This window comes from Raoultibacter phocaeensis (genome assembly GCF_901411515.1).
GTDB lineage: Bacteria > Actinomycetota > Coriobacteriia > Coriobacteriales > Eggerthellaceae > Raoultibacter > Raoultibacter phocaeensis.
In genome coordinates, this window is sequence record NZ_CABDUX010000002.1 from 659,434 (window position 1) to 684,825 (window position 25,392).

The following is a 25,392-nucleotide window of genomic DNA, read 5'->3' on the forward strand; positions in this document are numbered from 1 at the left end:
GCCGCACGTGCCCGATGCACCCCGCATTCCCGAAACCCTGAATCAAACACTCGATCTGATCGAGGCAACCGTCGATGAGCGCGATGCGGAGCGACCTGCGTACTCCCTGCTCGTCGAGGGACAGGTTGCGGAAGGGGCCGACCTTGCACGGCTTGAGCTTTCTTCGTCGCGAGTGCTCCGGTGCTCGTTTCTCGCTTCGGATTTCTCGAACACCACGTTCGAGAACGTTGCCTTCGAGCAGTGCGATTTCTCGAATTCCGATTTCTCGTCCTCGTATTTCCTGAGATGCTCGTTTTCTTCGTGTCGGTTCGTCGGCGCCGATTTTTCGGATGCCGTATTCAAACATGTGGCCGCATGCGATTCCACCCTCCAGTACGCGACTTTCTCGCGGGGCGGTTTCGATACGTGCAGCTTCGATTCGTGCGACTTCTCGCAGGCTTCGATTTCCGAAGCCGAGCTCAAGCGCTTCGAGATAACCCGGTCGAGGTTCACGAACGTCGATCTGTTCCGAACGAGTTTGCGCGATGTCGATCTGTCGGACAACGACATTACGGGCTTTCTCGTTTCCGATACCATGCACGAGTTCCACGGGTGCATCATGGATCCGTATCAGGCCGCATCGGTGGCGCGCAAACTCGGGATTGTCGTGAAGGAGTAGCCGGACCGATGCCTCTATGCTGGATGCCGCGCGATGCCGATGTGTCGTACCGCTTTCGCTTCAATCGATCGGGGTACCGAAGCGACCGTCGGGCAACGTCGGATCATCACATCCGAAACGCCGCAGCTCCGCCTCTTGCGAAACGGTATAATGAACCGAAACCAGATGACCCGCCCGTTGACGTTCCCTGCGCTTGCGGCGCAGCCGCGTTGTAGCGTGGTGGGTTCGAACGCATAAAGGAGCACTTCATGAAGAAGAAGGATGTGAAATTCCTCAAGCGCATGCTCGAGACGCCTTCGCCGACCGGTTCGGAAGAGGCCGTAGCGGCCATCGTACGCGAGCGCCTTTCCGACAGTGCCGACGAAATCGAGACGAACGTGCTCGGGTCGGTGCACGCCACGCTCAAAGGAACGGGCGCCGGTCCTTCGGTGATGCTCGCGGCGCACATGGACGAGATAGGCCTTATGGTCACCTACGTAAGCGACGAAGGGTATTTGAGCGTTTCCGCCATCGGCGGCGTCGATGCTGCAATCCTTCCGGGCATGCGCGTTGACGTGCATACCTTTGAGGGAGCGCTGCGCGGCGTGGTCGGGCGCAAGCCGATCCACCTCATCCCGCCCGACGATCGCAAGAGCGTCACGCCCCTCGACAAGCTCGTGATCGATCTCGGCATGCCGGCGAAGGCAGTCAAGAAGCGTGTGCGCGTGGGGGATTCCATCACATTCGGCGTCGGTTTCGAGCGTTTCGGCAAAGGTATGGCTGTATCGCGCGCGTTCGACGATAAGGCGGGCGTGTGGGTTGCGGTGCGCGTGCTCGAGGAGCTCGCGAAGGCAGGTGGTGCTCCAGGCGATTTCACGAGTGCCATCACCGTGCAGGAGGAGATCGGCGTGCGCGGGGGAGAAACCTCCGCCTACGGCGTCCATCCCGATGTCGGGCTGGCGTTCGATGTGACCCATGCAACCGATTACCCCGGCATCGATAAGACGAAGCACGGCGATATCGCCTGCGGGCAGGGCCCGGTGATCGCGCGCGGCCCCAACATCAACCCGATCGTGTTCGAGCGGCTGGTTGCCGCTGCCGAGGCCGAGGGCATCCCGTATCAGATCGAGGCGGAGCCCGGCGTAACGGGCACCGATGCGCGCGGGATCCAGATAGCGCGCGGCGGCAAGGCGACGGGACTCGTATCGGTTGCCCTGCGCTATATGCACACGCCGACCGAGGTCGTCGCGCTTTCCGACCTCGAAGCAACGGTCAAGCTTCTCGTGCGCTTCATGCTTGACCTTGACGAGAACGTTTCGTTTGTGCCGGGTATGTCGTGTTTCGAGGCGGATGGTTCGTCCGACGGCGAAGCTGACGGTGCCGCGAACGAAGAACAGGGAGCGGAAAGCACCGAATGAAACGCGAAGAGACACTCATAGCTAAGAACAAGCGGGCGTTCCACGAGTACGAAGTGCTCGAGCGTTTCGAAGCGGGCATCGAGCTCAAGGGCACCGAAGTCCGCTCGCTGCGCGACAACAACTGCCAGCTCACCGATGCGTTCATCATGATTCGCAACGGCGAAGCATGGCTGAACAACCTGCATATCGCGCCGTTTTCGCACGGCAACATCAACAACGTCGACCCCGACCGCCGACGCAAGCTCCTGCTCCATAAAAAAGAGATCAGGCAGCTCGGTGAAGCGGTGAAGGAAAAGGGCATGGCGGTTATCCCGCTCAAAATGTACTTTGCTAAAAACGCCCTCGTGAAAGTCGAGATTGCGGTAGCGCGGGGCAAGAAGCTCTACGACAAGCGCGCGAGCATGGCCGAGCGCGACACGCGCCGCGATATCGAGCGAGCGCTCAAGGAACGAAGCAGATAAAGGCGAGCGTCGCATCTGCGATGCGGATAGGAGCACACAATGAACCTAGACGACGAGCTCGAAACGCTGGAAGACGGTGTGGAAACCGAGGGCATCGCTGCCGAAGACGAATCTGATCTCGAGATAGAAGACGAGTTCGAAGATACGGCTTTAGGCGCCGATGCAGACGAAGAAACCCTTGAAGAAGTGTACAAGGATTTCGAAAACGACGAGGCGGATATCGACGGTGCGCCTGCGCCGAATATCGGGTTCGAAATCGTTGATCTCGAGGACCTCAAGGAAGAGGAAGAAGAGGCCGACGACGAGTTCATCGAGGTCGAACTTGAGATCGACGAAGACGATATCGTGAGTTACCTAGTCGACGAGGACGATAACGAGATCGGCTTCACAATGCTTGATCAAGAAGGCAACGAGGTCGAGTACTTCTACGTAGAAGACGACGAAGCCGTTACCGGTAACGATGACGAAGACGATGACGAGTTCGACCTTGGCATCACCAAAGAAGGCGTGGCTCAGGCGACCACCGACATCAACGCTATCTACAAGGACGGCGTTGCGGTGGCGGCCGAGCTCAAGGGCGCGTTCGACGACATCAAAACGGCGTTCGATTTCAAGAGCGTTCTGAAGAAGTAACGTCCGTACTGCGCTTCGCACTCGTGTGCGAATATCTGCGCCCCGGCTGCTTGCGCTAGGCTTCGCGCTGCAGAAAGCAGATGCAGATGCGGCATCGCTTTGTGGAAATCGCTTTGTGACGCGGCGCTTGCGGATTTTGGATGCGAGCGCTACAATAGAACGTCCGCTTGGCGAGTTTGCGAGCTGCAAGCGGGAAGCACGTTGACAAGGTGGGGCCATCGACCCGTTCGGTTTGCGGCAGCGCTGCAAGCCGGCACACTTTCGGGGGCGACTGGTTTCGACATGGTACGTTTGAACTGAGGAGCAGGTCGTGGTCTCCTCGCCACGTTAAACAGGGGTACCGTCAATTTAATTGGCAAAAAGAACACTCAGAGCGCTCCGGCGCTCGCCATGGCTGCGTAATCGCACCTGGCTGTCGGCCTTGGGATTTCCCCGCCCCTTGGTCCGGCATCATTTCAGGGGAATGCGCTCGAGCACGTAGCCGGTATGGATCGAGCAAAGATCGAACCGGCTAGGAAGCGCAACGTTCGTCGGTGGACCGCGCGCAACCGAATGCTGACCGCCGAATAAGCTTGTAGAGCCTCACGGATTACGTAGTATGGACCGGAGTTCGATCCTCCGCGCCTCCACCAAACACGCAAGCCGCCCGATCTGCGAAGGAGCAGATCGGGCGGCTTTTCTTTTTTTGTAGTGCTTTTGAGGTTAACCAGGGTTTCCTCTTCTGATTACCGAGTGCCCACCGTCGGAAAACAACTCGTAACCAGTTCTTCTGCGTCGAGGCGACCGAAGGGTATTGTGATAGGCAACAATCGATGCCAAGCGATATTTCCGAGGTGCCCCATGGCCGATCAACTCAGCGAATACAACAAGAAGCGCGACTTTGCGAAAACCTCCGAGCCGAAAGGCGTGGCCGCCAAGCCGCGCAAGGAACTCGCGTTTGCGGTTCAACATCATCTGGCAAGCCGCGATCACTACGACTTCCGCCTCGAGTACAACGGTGTGCTCATGAGCTGGGCGGTTCCGAAAGGGCCCTCATACAACCCACACGACAAGCGGCTTGCCGTACAGGTGGAGGATCATCCTTACGACTACCGAACCTTCGAAGGCACCATCCCGAAAGGCGAGTACGGGGGCGGCACGGTGATGCTGTGGGACGAGGGAACATGGGAGCCGCTCGTCGACATCAACGAGGGACTCGAGATTGGCGACCTCAAGTTCGTTCTGCACGGGAAACGGCTCAAGGGCGCGTGGGTGCTTGTGCGGATGAAACCCAAGAAGGGCGAGACGAAGCACAACTGGCTTCTCATCAAAGAGAAGGACGGGTACGTGCAGTCCGATGCGGGCATTGCCTCGTACACGACCAGTGCGAGTACGGGTCGCACGATGGCCGAAATCAACGAAGACGCCGAAGCGAAACATATGCGCAATCCCTTCGAGCGCGTCGATGCCGAACTTGCGAAACTTGTCGACGAGGCCCCGACCGACGGCGAATGGGTCTACGAGGTCAAATACGATGGATACCGCATCATCGCGTTTTTCGAGGCGGGCGAAACCCGCCTTATGACGCGAAACGACAACGATTACACGGAGAAATTCGAATCGATCGCCGCATCGATTGCGCGTTGGGCTCAAGAGCGCGCGATGGTGCTCGACGGCGAGGTGGTGATCGCCGACGATGATGGAAAGACCGACTTCCAAGCGCTGCAAAACCATCTGCGCAATCCCGGAAAGACCGAGCCTGCCTACATGGTGTTCGACCTGCTTGCACTCGATGGGGAGGATCTGCGCGATCGCCCTTTGACCGAGCGCAAGGAACTTCTTGAGCGGCTGATGAACGATGCGCCTGACAACCTCCGCTACAGCAAGCACGTGGCGGCGCGCGGCGAGGAGAGCTTTGCGGCCGCGTGCAGCCTTAAACTCGAGGGCGTTGTCGGGAAAAGGGCCGACTCGCGCTATCGTGGGGGCCGCACTGGCAATTGGATCAAGCTGAAATGCGAGCATCGCCAGGAGTTCGTCATCGGCGGATACACGCAGTCCGGCAAAGGCGCCCGATCGATCAGCTCGCTTTTGCTCGGCGTATACCGCGGCGAAAAACTCGTGTACGTCGGTCGCGCAGGATCGGGATTGAGCGATGCCATCGTGGACGATCTCGAAGCGGCCTTCAAAGGAAAGCGCAGAAAGACATCTCCGTTCGAGGATGCGCCCAAGCCCCGGGGCGGGGAGTCGTTCACCTGGCTGAAACCCGCCCTCATGGCCGAGGTGCAGTTTGCGGAATGGACCGACGAGGGTCTGCTCAGACATCCGAGTTTCAAAGGTCTGCGCAGCGACAAGAATGCCCACGATGTGCGGCGAGAGGAAGCGCAGAAGCCTGTGAAGAAGCATTCCGACGGGATCGTCATCGGGGGCGTATCGATTTCAAGTCCAGACAAGGTTCTGTTCGAGCACCCCGGCATCACGAAAGAGGAAGTCGCCCGCTATTACGAACAGGTCGCGCCGCGCATGCTTTCGTATGTGGGCGATCGCATCCTGAGCATCGTGCGCTGTCCGAGCGGCATCGCAAGCGCGTGCTTCTACAAGAAGCATCCCGATACGGGTGGTACAGGCGTGGTTGCCGTCACCGTGCCGGCGAGCGACGGATCGGATGAGGAGTACTTCTATATCGAGAACGATACGGGCATCATCTCCGAAGTGCAGATGAACACGCTTGAGTTCCACGTATGGGGAAGCCGCATCGAAACGCTCGAGAAGCCCGATACGATGGTGTTCGACCTCGATCCCGACAAGGGCATGGCCCTCGATCGCGTCCGCGAGGGCGTGCGCGACCTCAAAGGGCTCCTCGACGAGCTGTCGCTTGCAACCTACCTCAAAACGAGCGGCGGCAAGGGCTACCATGTGGTTGTACCGTTCGAACCCGAGTCCACCTGGGATGCTTTCCACGATTTCGCGCGCCGCATCGCCGAGGCTATGGAAGAGCGCTGGCCCGACCGCTACACGAGCAACGTGCGCTTGGCGAAACGCAAGGGGAGGATATTCATCGATTGGATGCGCAACGGCCGCGGGGCCACGAGCGTAGCACCGTATTCGCTGCGCGCCCGCGATGGCGCTCCGGTGTCTCTGCCGCTTTCCTGGGATGAACTCGATACGGTGGCGCCGAACGACATCACGATACAGCGTGCGCTCGCGCGGCTCGACGAAGCCGACCCGTGGGCTGAGTACGGACCGCATGGAAACGCGCTGAAGTAACCGATACGCCTGCGCATGCGATGCGAGTGCGGGGTTCGGCGGGCAGTGCCGAACCCCGTTTCGTATGGGCGGTTGCCATTCGCTTGCACGCAGCGAGCGGTCTTCCGCGTGCTTCGGATGGAGCCGTGCTTGCGGACTCTCTGTCGAAATCGGTACAACGGCCTTTCGTTCGGGTAGTATGGTCAGCTTCGAACGAAAGGCGCAAACCCATGGAACTGACGGCGATGGCCGCATGGCTCAATACGACGTTCGCGGGATTCGACCTTGCGGTTTTCGGCATGCTCCACGGTGCGTCCGAAGCCGCAGGCTGGTTCTTGACGCCGTTTTTCCACCTGGTGAGCTTCTGCGCCGAAAACGGCATCGGTCTTCTTGTCGTATCGTTCGTGCTGATGCTGTTTAGGAGCACGCGCAAAGCGGGCATGTGCATGTTCGTAGCGGTGCTGTGCGGCGCGATCATCACAAACGTGCTGCTCAAGCATGTCATCGTGCGTCCGCGTCCCTTTTCCGACGAAGCGGGCATTGTGCATGCCTGGTGGCTTTCGGTCGGCGCGCCCCTGGAAACGAGCGCATCGTTTCCCTCGGGCCACACAACGGCGACGATGGCGGCCATGACGGCGCTGTTCTTGAGTCTGCGCGGCAAAGCGCGTTGGCTGTGCTTCGTTCCCGTTGTACTCATGGGCCTGTCGCGCATCTACCTCATGGTTCATTATCCCACCGACGTCATCGGCGGTATCGCAGCGGGTGCGCTCGGTGCAACGGGGGCGTTCTTGATCGTGCGAGCGCTGTACCGCTTTCTCGAGTCGCACGCCGAAGATCGTTGGCCGAATTTCATCCTCACCTTCGATATCCGAGGGGATCGTTCCGAAAGACCTACAGGCCCCTAACGAGTGCTCAACGGTTCCGTTTGCCCGATTCGCCGATGCTATGCTAACCGAACATCCAGGTCGAGGCCGCACGGCATGCGAGCAGGTGCGAGCAGGTGAAAGGAAGCGGTATGAAACGCTTGATCACAGCGATTTCCTCAAGCAAAGCGGTGCGACGATGATGATGCATGCGGGCGATTTGAAGCGTCGCTTTTTCGTGTGCCTCGTGCTCGCCGTTCCCGTTTTGCTGCTCTCCCCGATGATGGGCATCGAGCTCCCGTTTCAGCTATCGTTTCCCGGTTCCCCGTGGATCGTCGCCGCGCTTTCGACGGTTCTGTACGGCTTTGGCGGCAAGCCCTTTCTAACCGGTGCCGTGCAGGAGCTGAAAGCGCGCCGCCCCGCCATGATGACGCTCATCGCGCTCGGCATCACGACAGCGTACGCTTACAGCATGTACGCATTCGTTGCAAACGAGATCCTCAGAAGCCCCGATCACGTCATGGACTTCTTTTGGGAGCTCGCGACGCTGATCGTCATCATGCTGCTCGGACACTGGATCGAAATGCGCGCCACGGCGAGCGCAGGCGATGCGCTTCAAAAGATGGCCGAGTTGCTGCCTGCGAAAGCTTCGGTGAGGCAAGCGGACGGAAGCTTCGAAGAAGTTGATATCGATCAACTCGAGACGGGTCAGACGGTCATGGTGAAACCCGGGGAGAAGATACCTGCCGACGGCGTGATCGAGCAAGGCGAGACGACGGTGAACGAATCGCTTGTAACCGGCGAGGCCCGCGCTATCGCAAAGAAGGCGGACTCGAAGGTGGTCGGCGGTTCCCAGAACGGCAACGGCACTATCCTCGTCCAGGTGACTGGGACAGGCGAGAGCGGGTATCTCGCGCAGGTCATGCAGCTTGTGAGTACGGCTCAAGGTGAGAAGACGAAAGCGGAATCACTGGCAGACAAAGTGGCGAGGCTGCTGTTCTACGCTGCGGTGGCGGCGGGTCTCGCCTCGCTTGTCGCGTGGTACATCGCCACCCGAAACTTCGGGACGGCAATTACCTTCATGGTTACCGTGTTCGTTATCGCGTGCCCCCATGCGCTCGGCCTCGCCATTCCGCTCGTGAAAGCGCGATCGACGTCGATCGGCGCGAAAAACGGGCTGTTGCTTCGTCATCGGCAGGCGCTTGAGGCCATGCGAAATGCGGCGGTCGTCATGATGGATAAGACCGGTACGCTCACCGAAGGCGCATTCAAGGTCATCGATGTCGTCTCGGCTGATCCTGGCCGAACCTCCGACGAGGCGCTTGCCATCATGGCGGGTCTCGAAGCGGGTTCGTCGCATCCGCTCGCCGAAAGCATTACGGCGCTGGCCTCGACGAAGGGGATTGAAGCCGCACCCATCGCTAACGGCCATGCCATCCCCGGGGCGGGTGTCGGGGGGACGCTTGCCGACGGGACCGAAACCTTGCTCGTGAATGCACGCTACCTCGACGAGCAGTCGATCGCATACGATCCCGCCCTGCTCAATGATGCAGCCAAAGGCAGCTATACCGTAAGCTACCTCGTGATCGACGGTAAAGTTTCCGGGGCAATCGCCCAAGGCGATGAGATCAAGGGTTCTGCTCGCGAGGCGGTGCGCGGCATGAAAGAACGCGGACTTGTGCCTGTGATGCTCACGGGGGACAACGAAAGCGTCGCCTCGGCCGTCGCCGCCGATCTCGGTATCGAAACATACCGCGCATCCCTGCGCCCCGAAGACAAGGAGCGCATCGTTCGCGAGTACCAACGAAACGGCAATGTCGTGGTCATGGTCGGTGACGGTATCAACGACGCCCCGAGCCTTGCCCGGGCCGATGTCGGCGTGGCTATCGGGGCGGGAACCGACGTGGCCGTCGATTCGGCCGATGCCGTGCTCGTGCGCAGCGATCCGGTCGATGTGCTGCGCCTGTACGATCTGGCGAAGAGCACAGCGCGCAAAACCACCCAGAACCTCTGGTGGGGGGCGGGGTACAACATCGTCGCCATACCGCTTGCCGCAGGCGTGCTCGCGCCGATCGGCATCGTGCTCAGCCCGGCTGTCGGAGCCGTGCTGATGAGCCTTTCGACCGTTATCGTAGCGGTGAATGCGCTTACGCTCACCATTGATCGCTGAACTTATATGGAAGTGCAACAACGGCTATCCTTTCACCGTGTTATCGGTAAACGTTTCATTGCAGCGCGGCGTTGTGCTTCCGTATATGGTGGCAGGACTGCTACAATATCGATGGTATTTGATATAACGGACAAGTAAGGTCTTATGGATAAGAACAAGAAGGCGAAGCTCAAAGCGGCGAAGGGGAGGCATGCCGCTGGAGCCCCATCCCGTGCTCAGGTAGACGATGCGTCTCTGGAGCCGGGAGAAAAGCCTGCACTCGCACCCGCCCTCGCTTCGCAAGCAACAGCTGCATCCGAGTTCGAGCCGCCTGCTTTCGCGCATCCTGAACCGGAAGCAGGTGCGATCGCGGCCCCTGAAGCCGATTCGTCAAAACCGAAACGCAAACATCCGGTTCTGCGAGGTTTCGGCATCGCGCTCGGAGCGGTTGTCGGACTTGTGGTTGTTGCGTACGCAGCCGGGTGCTTCTTTTTCATGGATCGCTTTTTCCCCAACACCGCGATGGGGTCCTTCGATGTTTCACTCAAAACCTCTGCGGAAGCACGCGAGGTTCTGCAGGCTGGGCTCGAAGAGTATCGCCTTGAGGTCGCAGGACAGGGCTTGAAGTTTACGATTGCCGCAAACGATGCGGGCCTCACCCTCGACCAAGAGGCGATACTCTCGAAAGCGCTCGAGCAACGAAACGTGTGGATATGGCCGCTCGAACTTCGAAAACAGCATGATGCGTCGGATGCGCTTGCTGCAAGCTACGATGCTGCCGTTCTCGAAGCTACAGTTCGCGATCAAGTCGAGGCCTTCAACGAAAGCGCGACCGAACCGCAAGACGCGAAGGTCGTGTTCGATACAGGGAGGGGGGCGTACCGGGTTGCCCCCGAAGAGCTCGGCACGGCGCTCGACGTCGGCGCCGTTGCCGACACGGTGGGCGCGGCGCTCGAGGTGCTTGCGCCCGAGGCGACCATTTCCGCCGAAGAGCTGCTCAAACCCCCTGTGCTTGCAGACGATCCAGGCTTGGCCGTTGCATGCGATGCTGCAAACGGACTGCTTACTGCAGACTTTACGCTCATGATGGGATCGTCTGAGGCGGCGCACGTCGGGCCTGAGCTTATTTCGTCGTGGATCGGATTTGATGAAAATCATGTTCCTGCGCTCGATGAAGGACTTATGAACGCGTGGATCGAAGAGTTCGTTGCAGGGTGCAATACGGTCGGCTCGGAGCGCGCGTACACGCGCGAGGACGGTAAGCAGGTATCGGTTGCGGGCGGTACGTACGGGTGGTCGGTCGATCAGGCCGCTCTCGTGGCACTTCTCAAGGAAAGCATTGCAAACGGACAGACGGGAGCCGTCGACGCGCCTGTCATCCAGAGCGCGGCGATGTTCACCGGCGCGGGGCAGCGCGATTGGGGTAGATACGTCGATGTCGATCTGTCCGAACAGTACGTGCGCTTCTTCGACGAGAGCGGAGCCGTCATCTGGGAGAGCCCTACCATCACCGGTGTGCCCAACGCGCAGAAGGCAACGCCTACCGGCGTATACTACATAACCACGAAAGCGAGCCCGACGACGCTCAATACCTACGAGGGCAAGCCCGAGCCGAAGAAGACGGTCGTCCAGTACTGGATGCCGTTTGTGGGCAACGTCATCGGTTTGCATGATGCGTGGTGGCAACCCGGCTTCGGCGGCACGATGTACCGCGACGGATACGGCAGCCACGGGTGCGTGAACCTGCCGAGCGACAAGGCGCAGTCGCTCTACGGCATCCTCGGCATCGGCGATGTGGTCGTCGTACACTGGTAGGAGCGTTCGGACCGAGCCCAAAGGTTGTTACCGCCGGACGGTCAGATCGGCTGTCGTGAGTTCGACAACGCGTGCGAGGTCATCGAGCGAGAGTTCGATCTGGGCCCCGATGCGGCCGCCCGAGAACATGATCGTCTCGAACAGGATGGCTGTTTCGTCCACGACGGTCGCAAACGGCTTTTTCATGCCGATGGGCGAGCACCCGCCGTGGACGTACCCGGTGAGGGGAAGAAGCTCCTTCGCCTTGATCATCGCAATCGATTTCTCACCGACTGCCAAAGCCGCCTTCTTGAGGTCGAGCTCCTCGGCAACGGGAATCATGAACACGTAGTGCTCGTTCGAGTGCCCGATGGTTACCAGCGTCTTGAACACGCGGTCGCGCTCAAGGCCGAGCAGGTCGGCTACCTCGGTGCCGCTCAGGGCTTCGGCGCATTCGAACGTGCGCGAGCCGTACTCGATACGTGCTGCATCGAGTACGCGCATCGCATTCGTTTTTTCGGCGTGCTGCTTCGCCATGGCGCTGGGCGCTATGCGGTCGGGCGGATGAAGTTGGTTGCGATTTTGCGCTCCATGGCGGGGTGGCTGCCGCCCTCTGCCATGTCCCGGTCGATCAGGCGCAGCATCCATGCGAGGTTCTTGCCGAGCATGCGCATGGTCTGCAAGCCCTCTTCGTCTTGCCGAACCTGCTCGGCGCTTTGACCATGCACCATGGGCCAGTACGTGCTCGATACAACCGGCATCTTGTTGAATTGAAAGTACTTGTTGATCTGATCAATCGCGGGCGTAGTTCCCGCGCGGCGGGCGGAAGCGATTCCCGCAGCGGGTTTGAACTGCATGACCTGGCTTCCCGCAAAGAACATGCGGTCGAGAATGGCGAGAAGCGCTCCGTTCGCCCCTGCGTAGTATACGGGCGTCCCGACAAGGTACCCGTCGGCGCGCTCCGCTTTTTCGAGCAGCCGGTTGACCACGTCGTCGTCGAAGATACAGCGATTGATGCCGAGCTTGCTGCAGCCGCCGCATGCGATGCAGCCGCGTACGGGCTCCCGTCCGATCCAGGCGATTTCCGTCTCGACGCCCTCGGCTTCGAGCGCGTGCGCGGCTTCGGCAAGCGCCGTGTAGGTGCTGCGCTCCTCGTTGGGGCTTCCGTTTATGAGCAGTACTTTCATATGCATTCCTCGTCTTTCTCGATGCGGATGCCGCAGTGCTCGGTCGCCCCGGCAGCGAGGCGGGATCTCCCTCTGCTTTGCTGCAACGCTTTCGGACCGAACATCCAGGCACGTATGCGTTTCTCCTAGATTAGCAGATACTATGGCCGATGCGACGGTTTTGTGCCAATCTCATATCCTGCGCTATACTGGGCAACCATGAGCAATTTCGATCAACAGAAGCTTTCTTCGTCTTCGCGCACCGCCTACATTCCCGCGTTCACGACGTTCGGGAACGGGTACTGTCGACCGGGCGGCGAATACGACAACGCTCCCATCGGCGTCTTCGATTCTGGTTACGGGGGCCTCACCGTCACGCGCGAGATCATCAAGGCGCTGCCGAACGAAAGCATCGTGTATCTGGGCGACACGGCCCGCTGCCCCTACGGTCCCCGCTCGCTTGACGAGGTCGACGGTTTCGTGCAGGAAATCGGTGCATGGCTTGTCGAACGCGGCGTGAAGATCATCGTCATCGCCTGCAACACGGCAACGGCTGCGGGCTTGTCCCATGCGCAGCAGACCTTCGAGGTGCCGGTTATCGGCGTTGTCGAGCCGGGTGCACGCGCGGCGGTGCATGCGACCAAGAACCGCCATGTCGGCGTCATCGCCACCAAAGGAACCATCGAATCGGGAGCGTATGCGGATGCTATTCGCAACCTCGACGCGGGCATCACGGTGTTTTCGGTGCCCACGCCGCGGTTTGTCGAAATAGCCGAACAGGGCATTCGCATGGCGGACGGTCCGATCGAGGATTTCACGTCGCTTGCTTCGAACGTGTACATCCGTCCGGCGTTCCAGGAAATAGCGCAGGAGTATCTCGAGCCGCTCAGACGCTGCGATATCGATACGCTCGTGCTCGGCTGCACCCACTTCCCCCTCTTGAAGGCGCTTATCGGCGGAGTGGTGGGCCGCGACGTGCTGCTAATCTCGTCGGCGAAAGAGGTGGCGAAGGACGTTGCCGAAATCCTCACGCGGCGAGGAAAACGCGCCGAGGACGATCATGAGGCGCACTACGAATTTTATACAACAGGCGACGACGTGGGGGAGTTCGAGCGGTTCGGAAGCCGAGTGCTGCGGATACCGCTCGGATCGGCCCGCTCGGTGCGGTTTTGAGATGAGAGGGTCAGCATGAAAAAGGTCGTTATAGCGAGCAACAACGCCCACAAGGTTGAAGAGATCAAAACGGCACTCGATTTCGGGGGATGGGAATTCTATACGCTTTCCGATCTCGGGGTGGTGTCCGATCCGGATGAGGACGCCGATACGTTCGAAGGCAATGCGCGTATTAAGGCTCGCGCCGCCTATGAAGCAGCGGGATGCGCTGCGCTTGCTGACGATTCGGGTATCGAGGTCGATGCGCTCGACGGAGCTCCCGGCGTGCATTCGGCACGGTATGCGGGCGCGCATGCGAGCGATGATGAGAACAACGAGAAGCTCCTTGCCGCGCTTGAGGGCGTTCCCGACGAAAAACGCACCGGTCGGTTCGTGAGCACGCTCGTGTTCGTTGATGACGATGGAACAGAAACTGTTGCCTACGGTACGATCGAGGGGAAGATCGGCTATGCGCCGCAGGGCAGTGAGGGATTCGGATACGACCCGCTGTTCTATCCCGACCAGTTCGACGGAGCCCGCACGCTCGCTCAGGTGAGTCAGGCTGAGAAGAACGCGATCTCGCACCGCGGCAACGCACTGCGTGAACTTAAAGCGAAACTGACCGACAAGCTCTGATCTTCTGCTATAATCGTCAGGCTGTTTCGGCGTCGGGACGTGGCGCAGTTTGGTAGCGCGCCTGCTTTGGGAGGAAAGCGTCGCAGGTTGGCGCTCTCCGATATTCGGGCTAATAACGCCTGTTCAAGATCTTGCCGAGCTTAGTTTATTGCGCACAAAGCCTCGGAATTGGCTCAGATTTATCATCCAAAATGGCTGTATTTGCGATCGCATCGCAGTATATAAAACTTTTTGCAATCGTTTATATAGATTTCGTGTACACAGAATCAGCAGCGAGAATCAACCTGAAATTGGCACGCGTCGCAGAGGGGTCCTTCTTTGCCGCCAGCCGTCTCTGCGGTCGATCGGTTCACGAAATCGCTACGTATCGGTCAAGCCTATTTCCATGTCGCATATACAAACCAGACGCTCTACAGTCACCGCCTCTCTAGCCATGGAGGCGTAGGCGAGGCGTGGATCTGCCCAAGGTCGCTCCTCCCGTATCGCTCGAAAGATACGTCAACGTTTCGAGATCGAACCCATGCGCCGGTATTTCCTTTTAAGCTTGCGTGGTATAATTAGGCCACGAAACGAAGGGAGTTTGAAATGCCCCAGCTTCAGGAAAAGCCACATCGCGCACCAAGGTGCGTGCCTATCCGGGATATGAAGAACACGGCAGCGTTCACGACACTGGTGGAGGAGTCTTCAACCCCCATCACGGTGACGAGGAACGGCTACGATGCGTTCGTCGTGATGCGCAGCGAAGACTACGAGTCGATGCAAGTCGAATTGGCTCACGCTCGGTTGCTGTCGAGGATTTCTCAGGCCGAAGCCGAGTACGCCTCCGGCGATTTCGTCGACGGCAAGGAGTTCACGAGCAGGATCCGTGGCGAATATGGCCTATGAGTACGTTATCCTTCGGGGCGCTCAAGGCGACTACCGGGGCATCGTCGAGTACCTGCTCGAAGTGAAGAGGAGTCCTCAGGCAGCTCGCGGGTTCGTCGACGAGTTCGACCGACAGCTCGATATCGTGTGCGACAACCCGCTCCTACATGCACTGTCCCGCATGCCGGAGCTTGCCTCGTTGGGCTACAGACCCTTTTTCGTGAACAAGTACATCGTCTTGTACGCCTTCCGAGACGATCGCGTGGTGGTCGCCCACGTGTTCCATCAAACGCAGGATTACGCTCGGCTTGTCATGTCGCGGGAGTTTGAATAGCGAACATAATGCCTCAGAGTGCGTGTCTTGACCAAAAGAAGCAAGAGGGCGGGAGTTGGCGAGGATCGAGGAGTACCAGGTCGAAGTATACGAAGGGATTGCATACGCTAAGGACACCGGTTAAGGCTAGCTTTTAAACCTGGCATGTGGCGAACGGGACGCTTCTGCTATAATAGCCGCTGTTGCTTTGAGTCGGGGCGTGGCGCAGCTTGGTAGCGCGTCTGCTTTGGGAGCAGAAAGTCGTCGGTTCGAATCCGGCCGCCCCGACCACAAGATACCTATTGGGGCGATGCGCCCGTTCTTTAATCCCGTCATTTCTTCTACACCATTCAATCGCACTTGCTTCTCTTGTTGTCAAATCCTCTCCAAGGTTTTGACATGATTCATGGTGATCGCGTACACGAAGTTGAGAGGATAATAACGGATCCGCAACTTCGTCTCAGCCGAAAGTCATACGGCTCCGACAAGGAGACGCATGCTTTCTTCCCTTGAGGTTCGAATCAAAGCGGGCGTGCATTCGGGGTCATGCTACCAATCAAATGAACATCGACCTTCGCTCGATCTTGTGAAGAAATCGGCTGATTTGTTGTTCCGATATGCAATAATGGAAGTGGACAAAAAAGCGTTTCGGACGTTTTACGAGGCGGAGTTGCGATGAGCAGTTCCGCCTCGATTTTTTCTTACGGTTCAGTGATCGATTTGGCGAGTAAAATCAGGCTCATTTGGAACGAATGCGCTGTGAGACCCGTCCAACCTCGTCTCCATGCCAAAATCGCTTTCACGACGGTTCGATGAAAGTGAGATGCGACGAATAAACTGATGGAAAGGAAAGCGCGAACGACTACCTCGACTACTGCAGGTGGGCTAGGACGCTGAGCGACGAGACGCTAAAGGCCTACCGGTGCGACCTCCTTTAATTTGTGGAGGGCTCCAAGAAAACGGGACGGCCGTTCGATGGTCGGGTCATCTTCGGCTACGTCGCTTATTGCCGATTGCACTATCCGATCCAATCCTCGTGGCGCCTACATAAGTCAAGGCCGTTCTTCGACAGAAATGGAGAAGGTAGCGCGGTCTTCACGCGACCGGAGCTATTCGTTCTCGTTGTTCCGAGTACGAGGTAGCATTCCTTGATAGCCCGCGTGATGCCAACGTAGTGGAGATTGAGCGCTTGCTGAGTTTCTGCCGGATCAGGTCCCTGCGGTCTGAACATCGGCATGATGCTCTCGTAGGCCTCTAAGTGGAACACAATGTCGAACTCCAGTCCTTTTGCCTTATGAAGCGTCATAAGGTTGACTTCGCCCTCTCCCAAAGGGGAATAGTCGTTTGCCAACCGCTCGGGATCGCCCAGCTCGCAGAAGAGCACGGCGGCCAAGCCAATGGGTCTTTCGTTATAGCACGCCATGCTGGCGAGTTCGATCATCTTATCGATTTCGCCCCGCAGCATGCCTGTAGGCGTGTCGAATAAGTCGCAGGTGATCGAAAGAGCCTTCCTGTATTGACGATCGTCTTCTTCTTCCGAGAAGTAGCGTCGCACGAAACTCGTGAGGGCACCATTTTCAGCGAAATAGCTTGTGAGCATATCGTCCAGCATCTTGGCTTGGCTGCTGCCGTGATCTTCAAGTGCGGTGCTGGTGGCGATACGATACGGAACATCGACGCTCTGTGCCACCTTGGCAAGCGTTCTGTTCGTTCGAGCAAGAATCGCTACTCTCCCTAGATGTTCGACACCGTTCCTCTCCATTATCCCTGGAAGTCTTGCGCAGATCGCCCGAGCGATCTGTTCCTCGCCGCCGGGCACTCGGGCTTCAACGACCCTTTTGTCTTCCGGAGGAACTCCCCTGACACCTATCCCGAGTAGTTTCAAAGAGTAGTCGGAGATTGACTTGTGGCAACGAAAGTTCTGCGTGATCGACATGTGTTGGAATGAGTCGCCGGTCGCAAGCTCCCTCAGGAATCTCGACTTTTTACCAGCGAAACCGTATATGGCCTGGTCGAGATCTCCGACAGCGGTTCCGACTAGACCAATCGCGACAAGTTCGGTGAAAAAACCGTGTTGGGATTCGCCGCAGTCCTGGTACTCGTCGATGAAAACTTGGGTGTACCTAGCTTTGATGTAACGTCGGCACGCCTGCGAACGCTTAAGGATGCGCAGGGCGGTTTCGCCGACGACTTCTAGAAAGATTAGACCGTCACGCAACGCGTTGAACAGGAGTTCTTCCGACTCGACGGTTAAAGGCCGTTTCGCGGAAGACAGTTCGCCGTATTCCGGATGGTCGCAAAGCTTGCAGATCTCGAAATCGGTCGGCATGCGGATGAGATGTCCTCCGAACTTCACGATGATCTCCGAGATAAAGAACCTGTCTATGGTACCAAAGAATGAGCGGCTGCCTGCGACACCCTTCCGAGCGCACCGTTCTTTGAGTTCGTTGCTGGCCTTGTTCGTGAACGATATAGCGATTATTCCTTGGAACGGACGCAGGTTTCGGGTTGCAGCGGTAATCTTCTCGACCATTACAAACGTCTTCCCGCTGCCAGGACGAGCCGTGATGACGAGGTTCCCGTCGTATGCGATGGCCTCCGCTTGTTCGAGCGTAGCCGTGTAGGCTCCCCCTCCCATCTCACTCATTGAATGCAACCTCTACGGCGCACGGGACGGATCCAATGACCGCGTCCCTGACGAACTCGAGTGGTTCCACGATGCTGCTTCCCTTAAGGGACTTGATCGATTCTTGGTTCTCAGCAAGGAACTTGTACATGTTCTCCGCCTTTTTCGCCTGCATTACTTTAACTAAGTCCTCTTGATCGCTTGTTTTGTAATAATCTTCGAGCGTCTCCACCAAAGAACTGTCTGCCAGGTCTCCCTCGAGATCTGATCCTGCGACGAAGAAGCCGATCTCTGCGAGCCCGGATGTTAGGGTGTTTGCACAATTTCGAACATCATCTGGCACCCGATCAAGACTGGAATCCCAAGTCAGACACTTGAGGTAATCATGGACATACAGATCGAGCAAGGGAGACTCGCCTTGCTTAAAGTCGGCGTAAATCCCCATGAGGCGAGTGAGGCCTGCATAGTAACTCTTCTTTTTGCCGCCCTCAGTTTTCACGAATATATCGTTGTCGGTTCGTATGGCGTACGGAATCTCCAAAGCTTTGCATATCTTCGCGTACGGCTTGAATCCGACGCCGTCGACGGACAGTACCGTGGCATTAAGTCGATCGAGGTCGATGCCTATCGATTCTGAGAGTGCTGTGTAGAGAAGCTTCTCCGATATCCCTTCCACAAGGAGTATCCCGTTCGAGAAATACGCTTCGGATGAGATCGCGTTGATCCTATAGCCGAAATCGTCGAACGCTACCTTTGTGGTGTCGCTGCATCCCCCGGCCGAAGCCGTGCACCTTCCATTCTTTTCGTAGAGTCGGGCTATCTCTTTCGGGGTGAACGCAGAGGCGATGTGAGGCGAATGCGTCGTGACGAATACTTGTTCCTTGAACTTATTGCGAAGGTAGTCGGACATTTTTCTCTGCTGATGTGGGTGGAGATGGGCTTCGGGCTCTTCTACGGCGAACATGGTCACTTTGTCTATACTTCTTGAGATGTTCTGCTGCGCGATCCATGTCGCTAAGAACACCTGGTTGTTTCGTCCGTCGCCGCCGAGGGCGATGGGGAGGCTTTCGGCGGTGTAGGAGAGGACGAGGTTGTCGAGGAGCGTGCTCGCGTCTTTGCTGCCTGCGACGAAGGACACCGTTTGATTGCTGTTCTGTATGGACAGATCCGAAAGCTCCTTGTTGACCGTGGTTAGGGATTCTTTGACGAAGTTGAGCTCTCCCACCGTTTCGTTTATCCCGTTAAGAAGCCCCTGTATCTTCATCGTATCTTCATCATCGCTTCGAGCCTGAGCCTCTTCCAGGTTTTCTTTTGCGCGGCTGAGGATTTTAGTTTTCTCTCTACGAAGGAAGGCTCCAAGATCCCTGTTGCTCTTCACGTATTCCAAGTTCAAAGACTTCAGGTAGGTGCGCCCGGGAAGTGCTCGCATGTTCTCTTCGTTGAATCCGGTGTAAATCTCGTATTCTCCCGTTTTGCTATTGCGGTACCTCACGAGAAGCGTACCGTCATCGTCGACACCACCACCAAACTCGCTCACAAGGCAATCCTCGTGCACGTCCTTCAGCTTGGCGGTGATCTCTATCTTCTCCGCTCTTGTATAAACGTTGTAGTCGCTGTCGAGCAGCTCCAGATCGCGGGCGCTGAGACTTTTGTCGAAGAGAATCCGCAAAGCGTAGATGAGATTGGTTTTCCCAACGTCGTTGGCACCGATAACGAGCGTTTGTCGAGCGAAGCAGACCGTCTCGTCGTCGAAGTTCCTGAATCCTTTGATGCGCACGCTCTCAATCCTCATGACCCCTCCGATCTTGAACTGCGGATTAAGGTAGAAACGCAGTGTTTTCCTCATTTTATCATCAAGCGGAAACTGGAAGGGATCTTCGCTCTTGCCATGATCATGCCGCGTCTATCGCTATCAGCATAGCGCCTCGCCTTTTGTTTTAAGCGCCAAGCAGAGTTGCGAAATTCTGTTGGTAAAGTTGCTCGACGATGACAGGCGTAATTGGGATCAAGAAAACCGGGAACACGCGATTAGGCTCGCAGACGAACCAGAAAATGAAGGCTACTGGAGTGACGACGATAATCAACGCTACGGAAGAGATTTTTCTCCATATGCAACTAGGGTGTCCAGCTGTCAAAGCCTGGTACATGATGGCGCATTGCGAAAACGCCTCGCCGATCAGTTCTTTGAGGCTATAATCTGGGTATTCAAACTTGTAGACGATCTTCGTTATACAGAAAATGAATAGGCAGGCTAATCCTTTAATTATGCCTTCGTTCAGGAATATAGAGGCGATGCTTAGCATCTCGAAGCCCTTTCGATCAGAAGCATTCGATACAAGTGACCGCTTTCTCTCGAAAATCGGAACATATCGACCGTATTCGTTATAAATCCTGATAAAACGCATGTCAAGCGTTTTGAACAGCTAAAGATTAACACCGCCAAGGATGCAAAAGATGCGCCGGGATTTTGCATATGTTTTGATAATCGTTAAACTGATTGCGAAACTCGTAACCGGAATCGCGAAGCATCTCTTTAACCCAAAATGGCTCATATGTCATCTTAGAAAAGCTATTTACGCAGGTGCGAGCTGAGTCGATCAGGAAAGGCTGCTTACAAGCAAATCGAATGAATCGGTGCAACTGCTATGCATATAGGCTCTCATCAAGTGTTATAGCGCTTCTTCGAAATGTGATTATTTATGTGCTGCTGGGAGCAGGATGTCGCAGGTTCGAATCCTGTCGTCCCGACCATTTAAGGAGTGCCATCATCAGATGGCACTCCTTAAATGCTTCTGGGCACCGATTCTATTCCATGGGACTGTTTTGCTTGACGAAAGCGTGCATTAAAAAAATGCATATCTCAAAGACCATGCGAAGACTGCAGTGTAGGCATTCAGTTGGTGTTTGATCGGGAAAATACCCGTACCATGCATTTCTTCCTTGACACTCGTTTTCTGCTTCCAGAAAAGAACGCTAGTCTATACTGTGTTGATGCAACGCTTTAGGTCGGGTAACTTGATTGCAGAACTGTAGGTGAGCTTCTTGATGGCGCAGAATGCGATGATCGTCCGATGATGGAGAATTCCGTACAGAGAGAAAAAGAGATCGAGATCGTCAAACGGTTATCCGGAGTCTCTGACGAGAGCCGCATCGAGGTGAGCGAAATTGGGTGGACGAGCCGCGTCTATCTCGTCGACAAAGGGAAAATCGTTTTCAAATTCCCGCGGACCCCAGAGTTCAGGAGCGAATGCGCGCAAGAGGTAGCCGTGCTCGAAGTGTTGAAAAAGCACCGTTTCAACGTCGGTACCCCTGTTCTGGCTTGGACGGCGCATGACAACGAGTACTTTGGCTTTTACGGCGTAGAGGGTAAGCCGCTCAAAGACGCCATCCGTACCTTACCTGATCAGGAAAAGAGAGCCATCGGTACGCAGATAGGCCAATTCTTGAAGCAGCTCCACAGCATAACGGATTACGGTGAAGCTCGATCTCAAACCCTCGAGGAGCAAATTGTCGAATACTCAGAGATGTATAGGGCCGACAGGGGTTTGCTCGAAACCTTTTTCAGCGAATCGGAGCTGAGTCGCATCGACGATTTTTTCGCTGATGACGTCGTGCGCTGCATGGGGGGAGGAAGCGATCTTGTTTTCAGCCACGGGGATCTCGATTGCAACAACGTCTTGGTAGACGATGAAAACCAGGTAGGCGTCATCGATTTCGGCGATGCAGGGCTCTACGATAGGTCGCAAGATTTCAGGGGGATGGACGATCGGGTGGTGCGGACCGCTATGATGGAAGCGTACGGCGGCGGCGAAATCTTGAGCCTTGAGGCGGCGGAGGCCACAGCGAAGATGATCGATGTTCTTAACGTGCCCTATCTCATTAAAAACAGGAGCGCTGCCGAACGCGATGAATGCGTAAAGCGAATAAAAGAATGGCTCTTGCGTTGATAGCTTTGATGGATGCCCGCGAACCTGTATGAATGCGAAAGACGGCATGAAGAAATACCTCCTCAAACGAATGGCGTTCATTCCCCTCGGAATCGCCGCGTACCTCGTGACGCTCTATGCGCAGGGGCATCCCGATTGGACGGAACAGATGTACAGCCGATCGGTGTACCCGGCGCTTTCGTCTGCAGTGGGATTTCTTCCCTCGCTCGTGGGGTTTTCGGTTGCCGAGTGGTTCGTGGTGCTATTCATCTTGTTCTGCCTTGGATACATCGTGTATTACCTTCAAAAGATCATTGCGGCAAAACCATATGGCGCGGATGGTTCCGTAGACGGCGGCGCGCCGATGCCGAACAAAGGCGGACGTGGTATGACGATATACCGCGGGGCGATGGGGGCAGTTGCGATAGCATGCGTCGTCTACTTCTCTTTTACCGGTCTATGCGGGCTGAATTACTATCGGCACACGTTCACGTATCATTCGGGATATGCCATAGAGGAATCGAGCACAGAAGACCTCGAGCGGCTGTGTGCGACCCTTGCCGACGATATGGGGAAGACGAGGGAGGAGATAGGGGATGACGTCGATCTGCGCTCACCCGAACCAGGGGAGTTCGCCTTCTACGCGCAGCATTCGGTAACGACGATCCAAGCGCTCGCCGAACGCTATCCCGTGCTTGAAAGACCTCTCTACTCTGCGCCTAAGCCGGTCTTGTTTTCGGAGTTGATGTCGGATGCGGGTATAGGTGGGGTGTTCTTTCCGTTCACGATGGAGTCCAATATCAATACCCAGATGCCCTTCTTCACCGTTCCTTCGACCATGGCACACGAGCTTGCCCATCAGTGCGGGTTCATGCGGGAGGACGAGGCGAATTTCATTTCCTATCTGGCGTGCATGCAATCAGAGGATGCCCTTATGCGCTACAGCGGGCTGCTCTTGGCGTTCGACCACTCTCTGTCCGCCTTGGGCAAAGCCGATCCGGAGGCCGCATCGCGCATACGGTCCGGATTGTCTGCGGCGGTGCAACGCGATATGGAGCAGCGTATACGGTTCTGGAACGAGCACGAGGGAGTGCTCACCGACGTTTCACGTAACGCGAACGACATGTACCTCAAAGCCAACAAGCAGTCGGATGGGGTTCAAAGCTACGGCAGGATGGTCGATTTGCTGCTAGCCGAGCAAAGGGCAGCCGACGAACGCAGGTGATCGACGGCTTCGGCGACCGGTATACCATCTTTGCGCATAGGGAGCGTTGCTTAGTGATGAGCGGCGCTCATGCAAGTTCGCTGCTCGCTTGGTACCATACCACCTTGCCGCACAGTTCGACCGTATGCTCGTCATCGTCGGTTATGACGATGTCCTTGTGCTCGTCGTTATAGCTTTCCGGGCTGAGAACAAGCGTGTTGCGGGTGCGGTACATACGCCGCACGACGGCATCGCATCCGTCGATGGAGACGACGGCGATCGAGCCGTTTAGGGGCTCCTTGTTGGGCGAGACGACTATCACGCAGTTTTTTTCGGGATACACCTTGTTCATGCAATCGCCTTCAACCTCGCATGCGTAGACATCCGGATCGTCGTCAATGAGAAACTGGGGTACCAACACAAGCTCCTCGCGTGCCTCAAGGTTTTCAGGGTACGAGAAAGGCCCGGCATGAACGCGCCCGCGCAAAGGCACGTAGCCACCGTCCATTCCTTCGACAGGGCTTGCGCCACGTGGTGCGATTCTCTGACTTTTCTCGGCTACAATATCGGCAGCGGTTATCTCGAAAGCCGCCGCAAGTTTTTCGATCGCTCCCATTCTCGGTTGAGACCATCCGGTCTCCCATTGGGTCACCGTCGAGCGCGTAACGCCGATTTTTTCCGCAAGCTGCTCCTGCGTCCAATCGCGCGAGGTTCGAAGCTCCCGTATGTTCGATGCAATAGACATTTGAACATCCTTACGTCAGGTGTTTTATCATTTTATGATAATTATATTGACATAGCAATGTTAGCCTAGTTAACATATGCAGACGAGCATGCTTCAGAAAAGGAATTAAAAAAGACCGACCAAAAACGTGAACTGCAACGATTAGAAGGGTTCTAGCAATGCAAATACAAGAATTCATGGGACACGCATGAGCAGAAACAATAACAATGCTCGTCCAGATATGTTAAATAAATTAACTATACTGCATAACAAATGAAACAAGAAAGTCCGATAAGAAATCAAAGGGGGCAGAACCATATGCCGAAAAAGTCGCCTCGATACGCTGCCGTGCAGGCGTATTTGCGCAGTGTACTCGCCAACGAACGCCGCATTCAGTATCTCGAGTGCGAAATCGAAAAACAGCAAAGCCGTCTCGCGCTGAACGGAATCGAAGGCGGAGAATCGGTGCGGCGCACCATGGCGGGAGACGCTCTCGAGCAAGGTTTCATCAAGCTGTACGAATTATGCGACAGCATGGATACCGAATTGATCGGGTATGTGGAGGAGCGGGAGAAGGCGCGCGCAGTGCTTTCCCATATTGCGGGTTCGAAAGGATACGAGGTTTTGTACCTTCGGTATTTCGAGGGGATGAGGTTCAAGGATATATACCGCCGTATCTTTATCAGCGAGGACTATATGTACGAACTGCATCGAACGGCCATGACCGAACTCTATCCGTATATGCCGGCTGAATTCAAGCTGCGCGACCGCCGCCTCAGCAACCCAGTAAAACCCAGTGAAACCTGAGCTATAGTGTAGATAGCGCAGTATGGCCGTCCCTCGGGCGGCCTTTTTTCTTGCCCTGGCATCTCGGGGCCGCACTGCGCAGAGCCTCGAGCATAAAGGAGGATTGCATGCCGCCCTAAAACGCATCGATCGGCGCAATGCCCTGTCAAGAGTACGAGAAAACAACGTAGAACCATTACACGACAAGCCCGCGCAAGCGGGTTTTTTCTTTAGGAGGAAACTATGGCAACTGCAACGAACAACGCTGAAAACGTAAGCGTCGGTAAACCGAAAGCAGGGGGAGCGGTGTTTGCGGCTCCGATTGGGACAGCCGTTCCATCTGATGCCTCAACAGCGCTCGATCAGGCATTTAAGTGCCTCGGCTACGTATCCGAAGACGGTGTGACGAACACCGTGGAAACCGAAGGCGAAGACATTAAGGCTTGGGGCGGCGATGTGGTGGCAACGCCTCGGACGAGTCGCTCCGAAAAGCTCGTCATGACCTTCATCGAACAGCGCCAAGAGGTGTTCGAGCAAGTGTACGGCGAGGACAATGTGACCGTTTCAGAATCGGGGACTATCGCCATCGCCGGCAACGGAAACGAGCGTGCGGAGTACGTGTACGTAGTGGAAACGCTGCTTGCGGACGACAAGGTTATGCGAACAGTCGCTCCGCGTGGAAAAGTCGTCGAGGTTGGGGACATCGTGTTCGTCGATGGTGAGCCGCTCGGATACGAAACAACCATCCAATGCCTCCCCGATGCCGCTGGCAACACGTCTTACCGCCACATTGCCGCTTTGACCGGTCAGGAATAAAA

At 56.6% G+C, this 25,392-nt stretch carries 22 protein-coding genes, 1 tRNA gene and 1 other RNA gene; 18 read left to right on the forward strand and 6 right to left on the reverse strand.

Annotated features, from left to right (window positions below):
* Window positions 1–7: 7 nt before the first annotated feature.
* The 9 genes from FJE54_RS10620 (at window position 8) to FJE54_RS10660 (ending at window position 11,198) form a co-directional block, all read left to right on the forward strand.
* A complete protein-coding gene (locus FJE54_RS10620; RefSeq protein ID WP_139652753.1) occupies window positions 8–658 on the forward strand; it encodes a pentapeptide repeat-containing protein in 651 nt (216 codons plus the stop codon).
* A 248-nt stretch (window positions 659–906) separates the two neighbouring features.
* The gene (locus FJE54_RS10625) at window positions 907–2,055 is read left to right on the forward strand and encodes a M42 family metallopeptidase (protein ID WP_139652754.1); all 1,149 of its coding nucleotides are present in this window, start codon (window positions 907–909) and stop codon (window positions 2,053–2,055) included.
* Window positions 2,052–2,516, forward strand: a complete 465-nt coding sequence (smpB, locus tag FJE54_RS10630) for an SsrA-binding protein SmpB (RefSeq protein WP_139652755.1) — start codon at window positions 2,052–2,054, stop codon at window positions 2,514–2,516. The genes FJE54_RS10625 and smpB overlap by 4 nt, the downstream gene beginning before the upstream one ends.
* Window positions 2,517–2,555: 39 nt before the next feature.
* Entirely contained in the window at window positions 2,556–3,149 is a 594-nt protein-coding gene (locus FJE54_RS10635) for a hypothetical protein (RefSeq protein ID WP_139652756.1), read from the forward strand.
* A gap of 263 nt (window positions 3,150–3,412) precedes the next feature.
* Window positions 3,413–3,781: a transfer-messenger RNA gene (gene ssrA, locus FJE54_RS10640) on the forward strand.
* Window positions 3,782–3,989: 208 nt separating this feature from the next.
* Entirely contained in the window at window positions 3,990–6,392 is a 2,403-nt protein-coding gene (gene ligD, locus FJE54_RS10645) for a DNA ligase D (RefSeq protein WP_139652757.1), read from the forward strand.
* A 209-nt stretch (window positions 6,393–6,601) separates the two neighbouring features.
* Window positions 6,602–7,276 (forward strand): phosphatase PAP2 family protein, encoded by a 675-nt coding sequence (locus FJE54_RS10650; protein ID WP_180326702.1) that lies wholly within the window; start codon window positions 6,602–6,604, stop codon window positions 7,274–7,276.
* Between the two features lie 157 nt (window positions 7,277–7,433).
* The gene (locus tag FJE54_RS10655) at window positions 7,434–9,404 is read left to right on the forward strand and encodes a copper-translocating P-type ATPase (protein ID WP_139652759.1); all 1,971 of its coding nucleotides are present in this window, start codon (window positions 7,434–7,436) and stop codon (window positions 9,402–9,404) included.
* 144 nt (window positions 9,405–9,548) lie between these two features.
* A complete protein-coding gene (locus tag FJE54_RS10660) occupies window positions 9,549–11,198 on the forward strand; it encodes a L,D-transpeptidase family protein (protein ID WP_139652760.1) in 1,650 nt (549 codons plus the stop codon).
* 27 nt (window positions 11,199–11,225) lie between these two features.
* Here the strand turns inward: FJE54_RS10660 and ybaK are convergent, their stop codons facing one another.
* Both ybaK and FJE54_RS10670 read right to left on the reverse strand, forming a co-directional pair.
* Window positions 11,226–11,714 carry a Cys-tRNA(Pro) deacylase gene (gene ybaK / locus FJE54_RS10665; protein WP_139652761.1) on the reverse strand — a complete coding sequence of 163 codons (489 nt, stop codon included), beginning with the start codon at window positions 11,712–11,714 and terminating at the stop codon, window positions 11,226–11,228.
* 11 nt (window positions 11,715–11,725) lie between these two features.
* Window positions 11,726–12,364, reverse strand: a complete 639-nt coding sequence (locus FJE54_RS10670) for a flavodoxin family protein (RefSeq protein ID WP_139652762.1) — start codon at window positions 12,362–12,364, stop codon at window positions 11,726–11,728.
* A 198-nt stretch (window positions 12,365–12,562) separates the two neighbouring features.
* On the opposite strand from FJE54_RS10670, the gene murI reads away from it, so the two are divergent.
* The 5 genes from murI to FJE54_RS10695 all read left to right on the forward strand — a co-directional run bounded on the left by murI (window position 12,563) and on the right by FJE54_RS10695 (window position 15,599).
* Complete coding sequence (gene murI / locus FJE54_RS10675; RefSeq protein ID WP_139652763.1) at window positions 12,563–13,516, forward strand: glutamate racemase; 954 nt, start codon at window positions 12,563–12,565, stop codon at window positions 13,514–13,516.
* Between the two features lie 15 nt (window positions 13,517–13,531).
* Entirely contained in the window at window positions 13,532–14,131 is a 600-nt protein-coding gene (gene rdgB, locus FJE54_RS10680; protein WP_139652764.1) for an RdgB/HAM1 family non-canonical purine NTP pyrophosphatase, read from the forward strand.
* Window positions 14,132–14,716: 585 nt separating this feature from the next.
* A complete protein-coding gene (locus FJE54_RS10685; protein ID WP_218971920.1) occupies window positions 14,717–15,016 on the forward strand; it encodes a type II toxin-antitoxin system Phd/YefM family antitoxin in 300 nt (99 codons plus the stop codon).
* Window positions 15,006–15,329 (forward strand): type II toxin-antitoxin system RelE/ParE family toxin, encoded by a 324-nt coding sequence (locus FJE54_RS10690; RefSeq protein WP_139652765.1) that lies wholly within the window; start codon window positions 15,006–15,008, stop codon window positions 15,327–15,329. The genes FJE54_RS10685 and FJE54_RS10690 overlap by 11 nt, the downstream gene beginning before the upstream one ends.
* A 193-nt stretch (window positions 15,330–15,522) precedes the next feature.
* Window positions 15,523–15,599, forward strand: a tRNA-Pro gene (locus FJE54_RS10695).
* Between the two features lie 727 nt (window positions 15,600–16,326).
* Here FJE54_RS10695 and FJE54_RS10700 read toward each other — a convergent pair.
* The 3 genes from FJE54_RS10700 to FJE54_RS10710 form a co-directional block, all read right to left on the reverse strand.
* Complete coding sequence (locus FJE54_RS10700; RefSeq protein WP_139652766.1) at window positions 16,327–17,955, reverse strand: UvrD-helicase domain-containing protein; 1,629 nt, start codon at window positions 17,953–17,955, stop codon at window positions 16,327–16,329.
* Window positions 17,948–19,726: an ATP-dependent nuclease gene (locus FJE54_RS10705; RefSeq protein WP_180326703.1), complete on the reverse strand. Its 1,779-nt coding sequence runs from the start codon at window positions 19,724–19,726 to the stop codon at window positions 17,948–17,950. The genes FJE54_RS10700 and FJE54_RS10705 overlap by 8 nt, the downstream gene beginning before the upstream one ends.
* Window positions 19,727–19,871: 145 nt before the next feature.
* Window positions 19,872–20,237, reverse strand: coding sequence for a hypothetical protein (locus tag FJE54_RS10710; protein ID WP_139652768.1), 366 nt, complete (start codon window positions 20,235–20,237; stop codon window positions 19,872–19,874).
* Window positions 20,238–21,005: 768 nt separating this feature from the next.
* Here FJE54_RS10710 and FJE54_RS10715 point away from each other — a divergent pair.
* Together FJE54_RS10715 and FJE54_RS10720 are read left to right on the forward strand one after the other, a co-directional pair.
* Window positions 21,006–21,881, forward strand: a complete 876-nt coding sequence (locus tag FJE54_RS10715) for an aminoglycoside phosphotransferase family protein (protein ID WP_139652769.1) — start codon at window positions 21,006–21,008, stop codon at window positions 21,879–21,881.
* A gap of 46 nt (window positions 21,882–21,927) precedes the next feature.
* A complete protein-coding gene (locus FJE54_RS10720; protein WP_139652770.1) occupies window positions 21,928–23,085 on the forward strand; it encodes a DUF3810 domain-containing protein in 1,158 nt (385 codons plus the stop codon).
* Window positions 23,086–23,152: 67 nt separating this feature from the next.
* Here FJE54_RS10720 and FJE54_RS10725 read toward each other — a convergent pair whose 3' ends face one another.
* Window positions 23,153–23,809 carry a LexA family protein gene (locus FJE54_RS10725; protein ID WP_139652771.1) on the reverse strand — a complete coding sequence of 219 codons (657 nt, stop codon included), beginning with the start codon at window positions 23,807–23,809 and terminating at the stop codon, window positions 23,153–23,155.
* Window positions 23,810–24,106: 297 nt separating this feature from the next.
* On the opposite strand from FJE54_RS10725, the gene FJE54_RS10730 reads away from it, so the two are divergent.
* Window positions 24,107–24,595 (forward strand): hypothetical protein, encoded by a 489-nt coding sequence (locus tag FJE54_RS10730; RefSeq protein WP_139652772.1) that lies wholly within the window; start codon window positions 24,107–24,109, stop codon window positions 24,593–24,595.
* A gap of 222 nt (window positions 24,596–24,817) precedes the next feature.
* The gene (locus tag FJE54_RS10735; protein WP_139652773.1) at window positions 24,818–25,390 is read left to right on the forward strand and encodes a phage tail tube protein; all 573 of its coding nucleotides are present in this window, start codon (window positions 24,818–24,820) and stop codon (window positions 25,388–25,390) included.
* Window positions 25,391–25,392 lie beyond the last annotated feature (2 nt).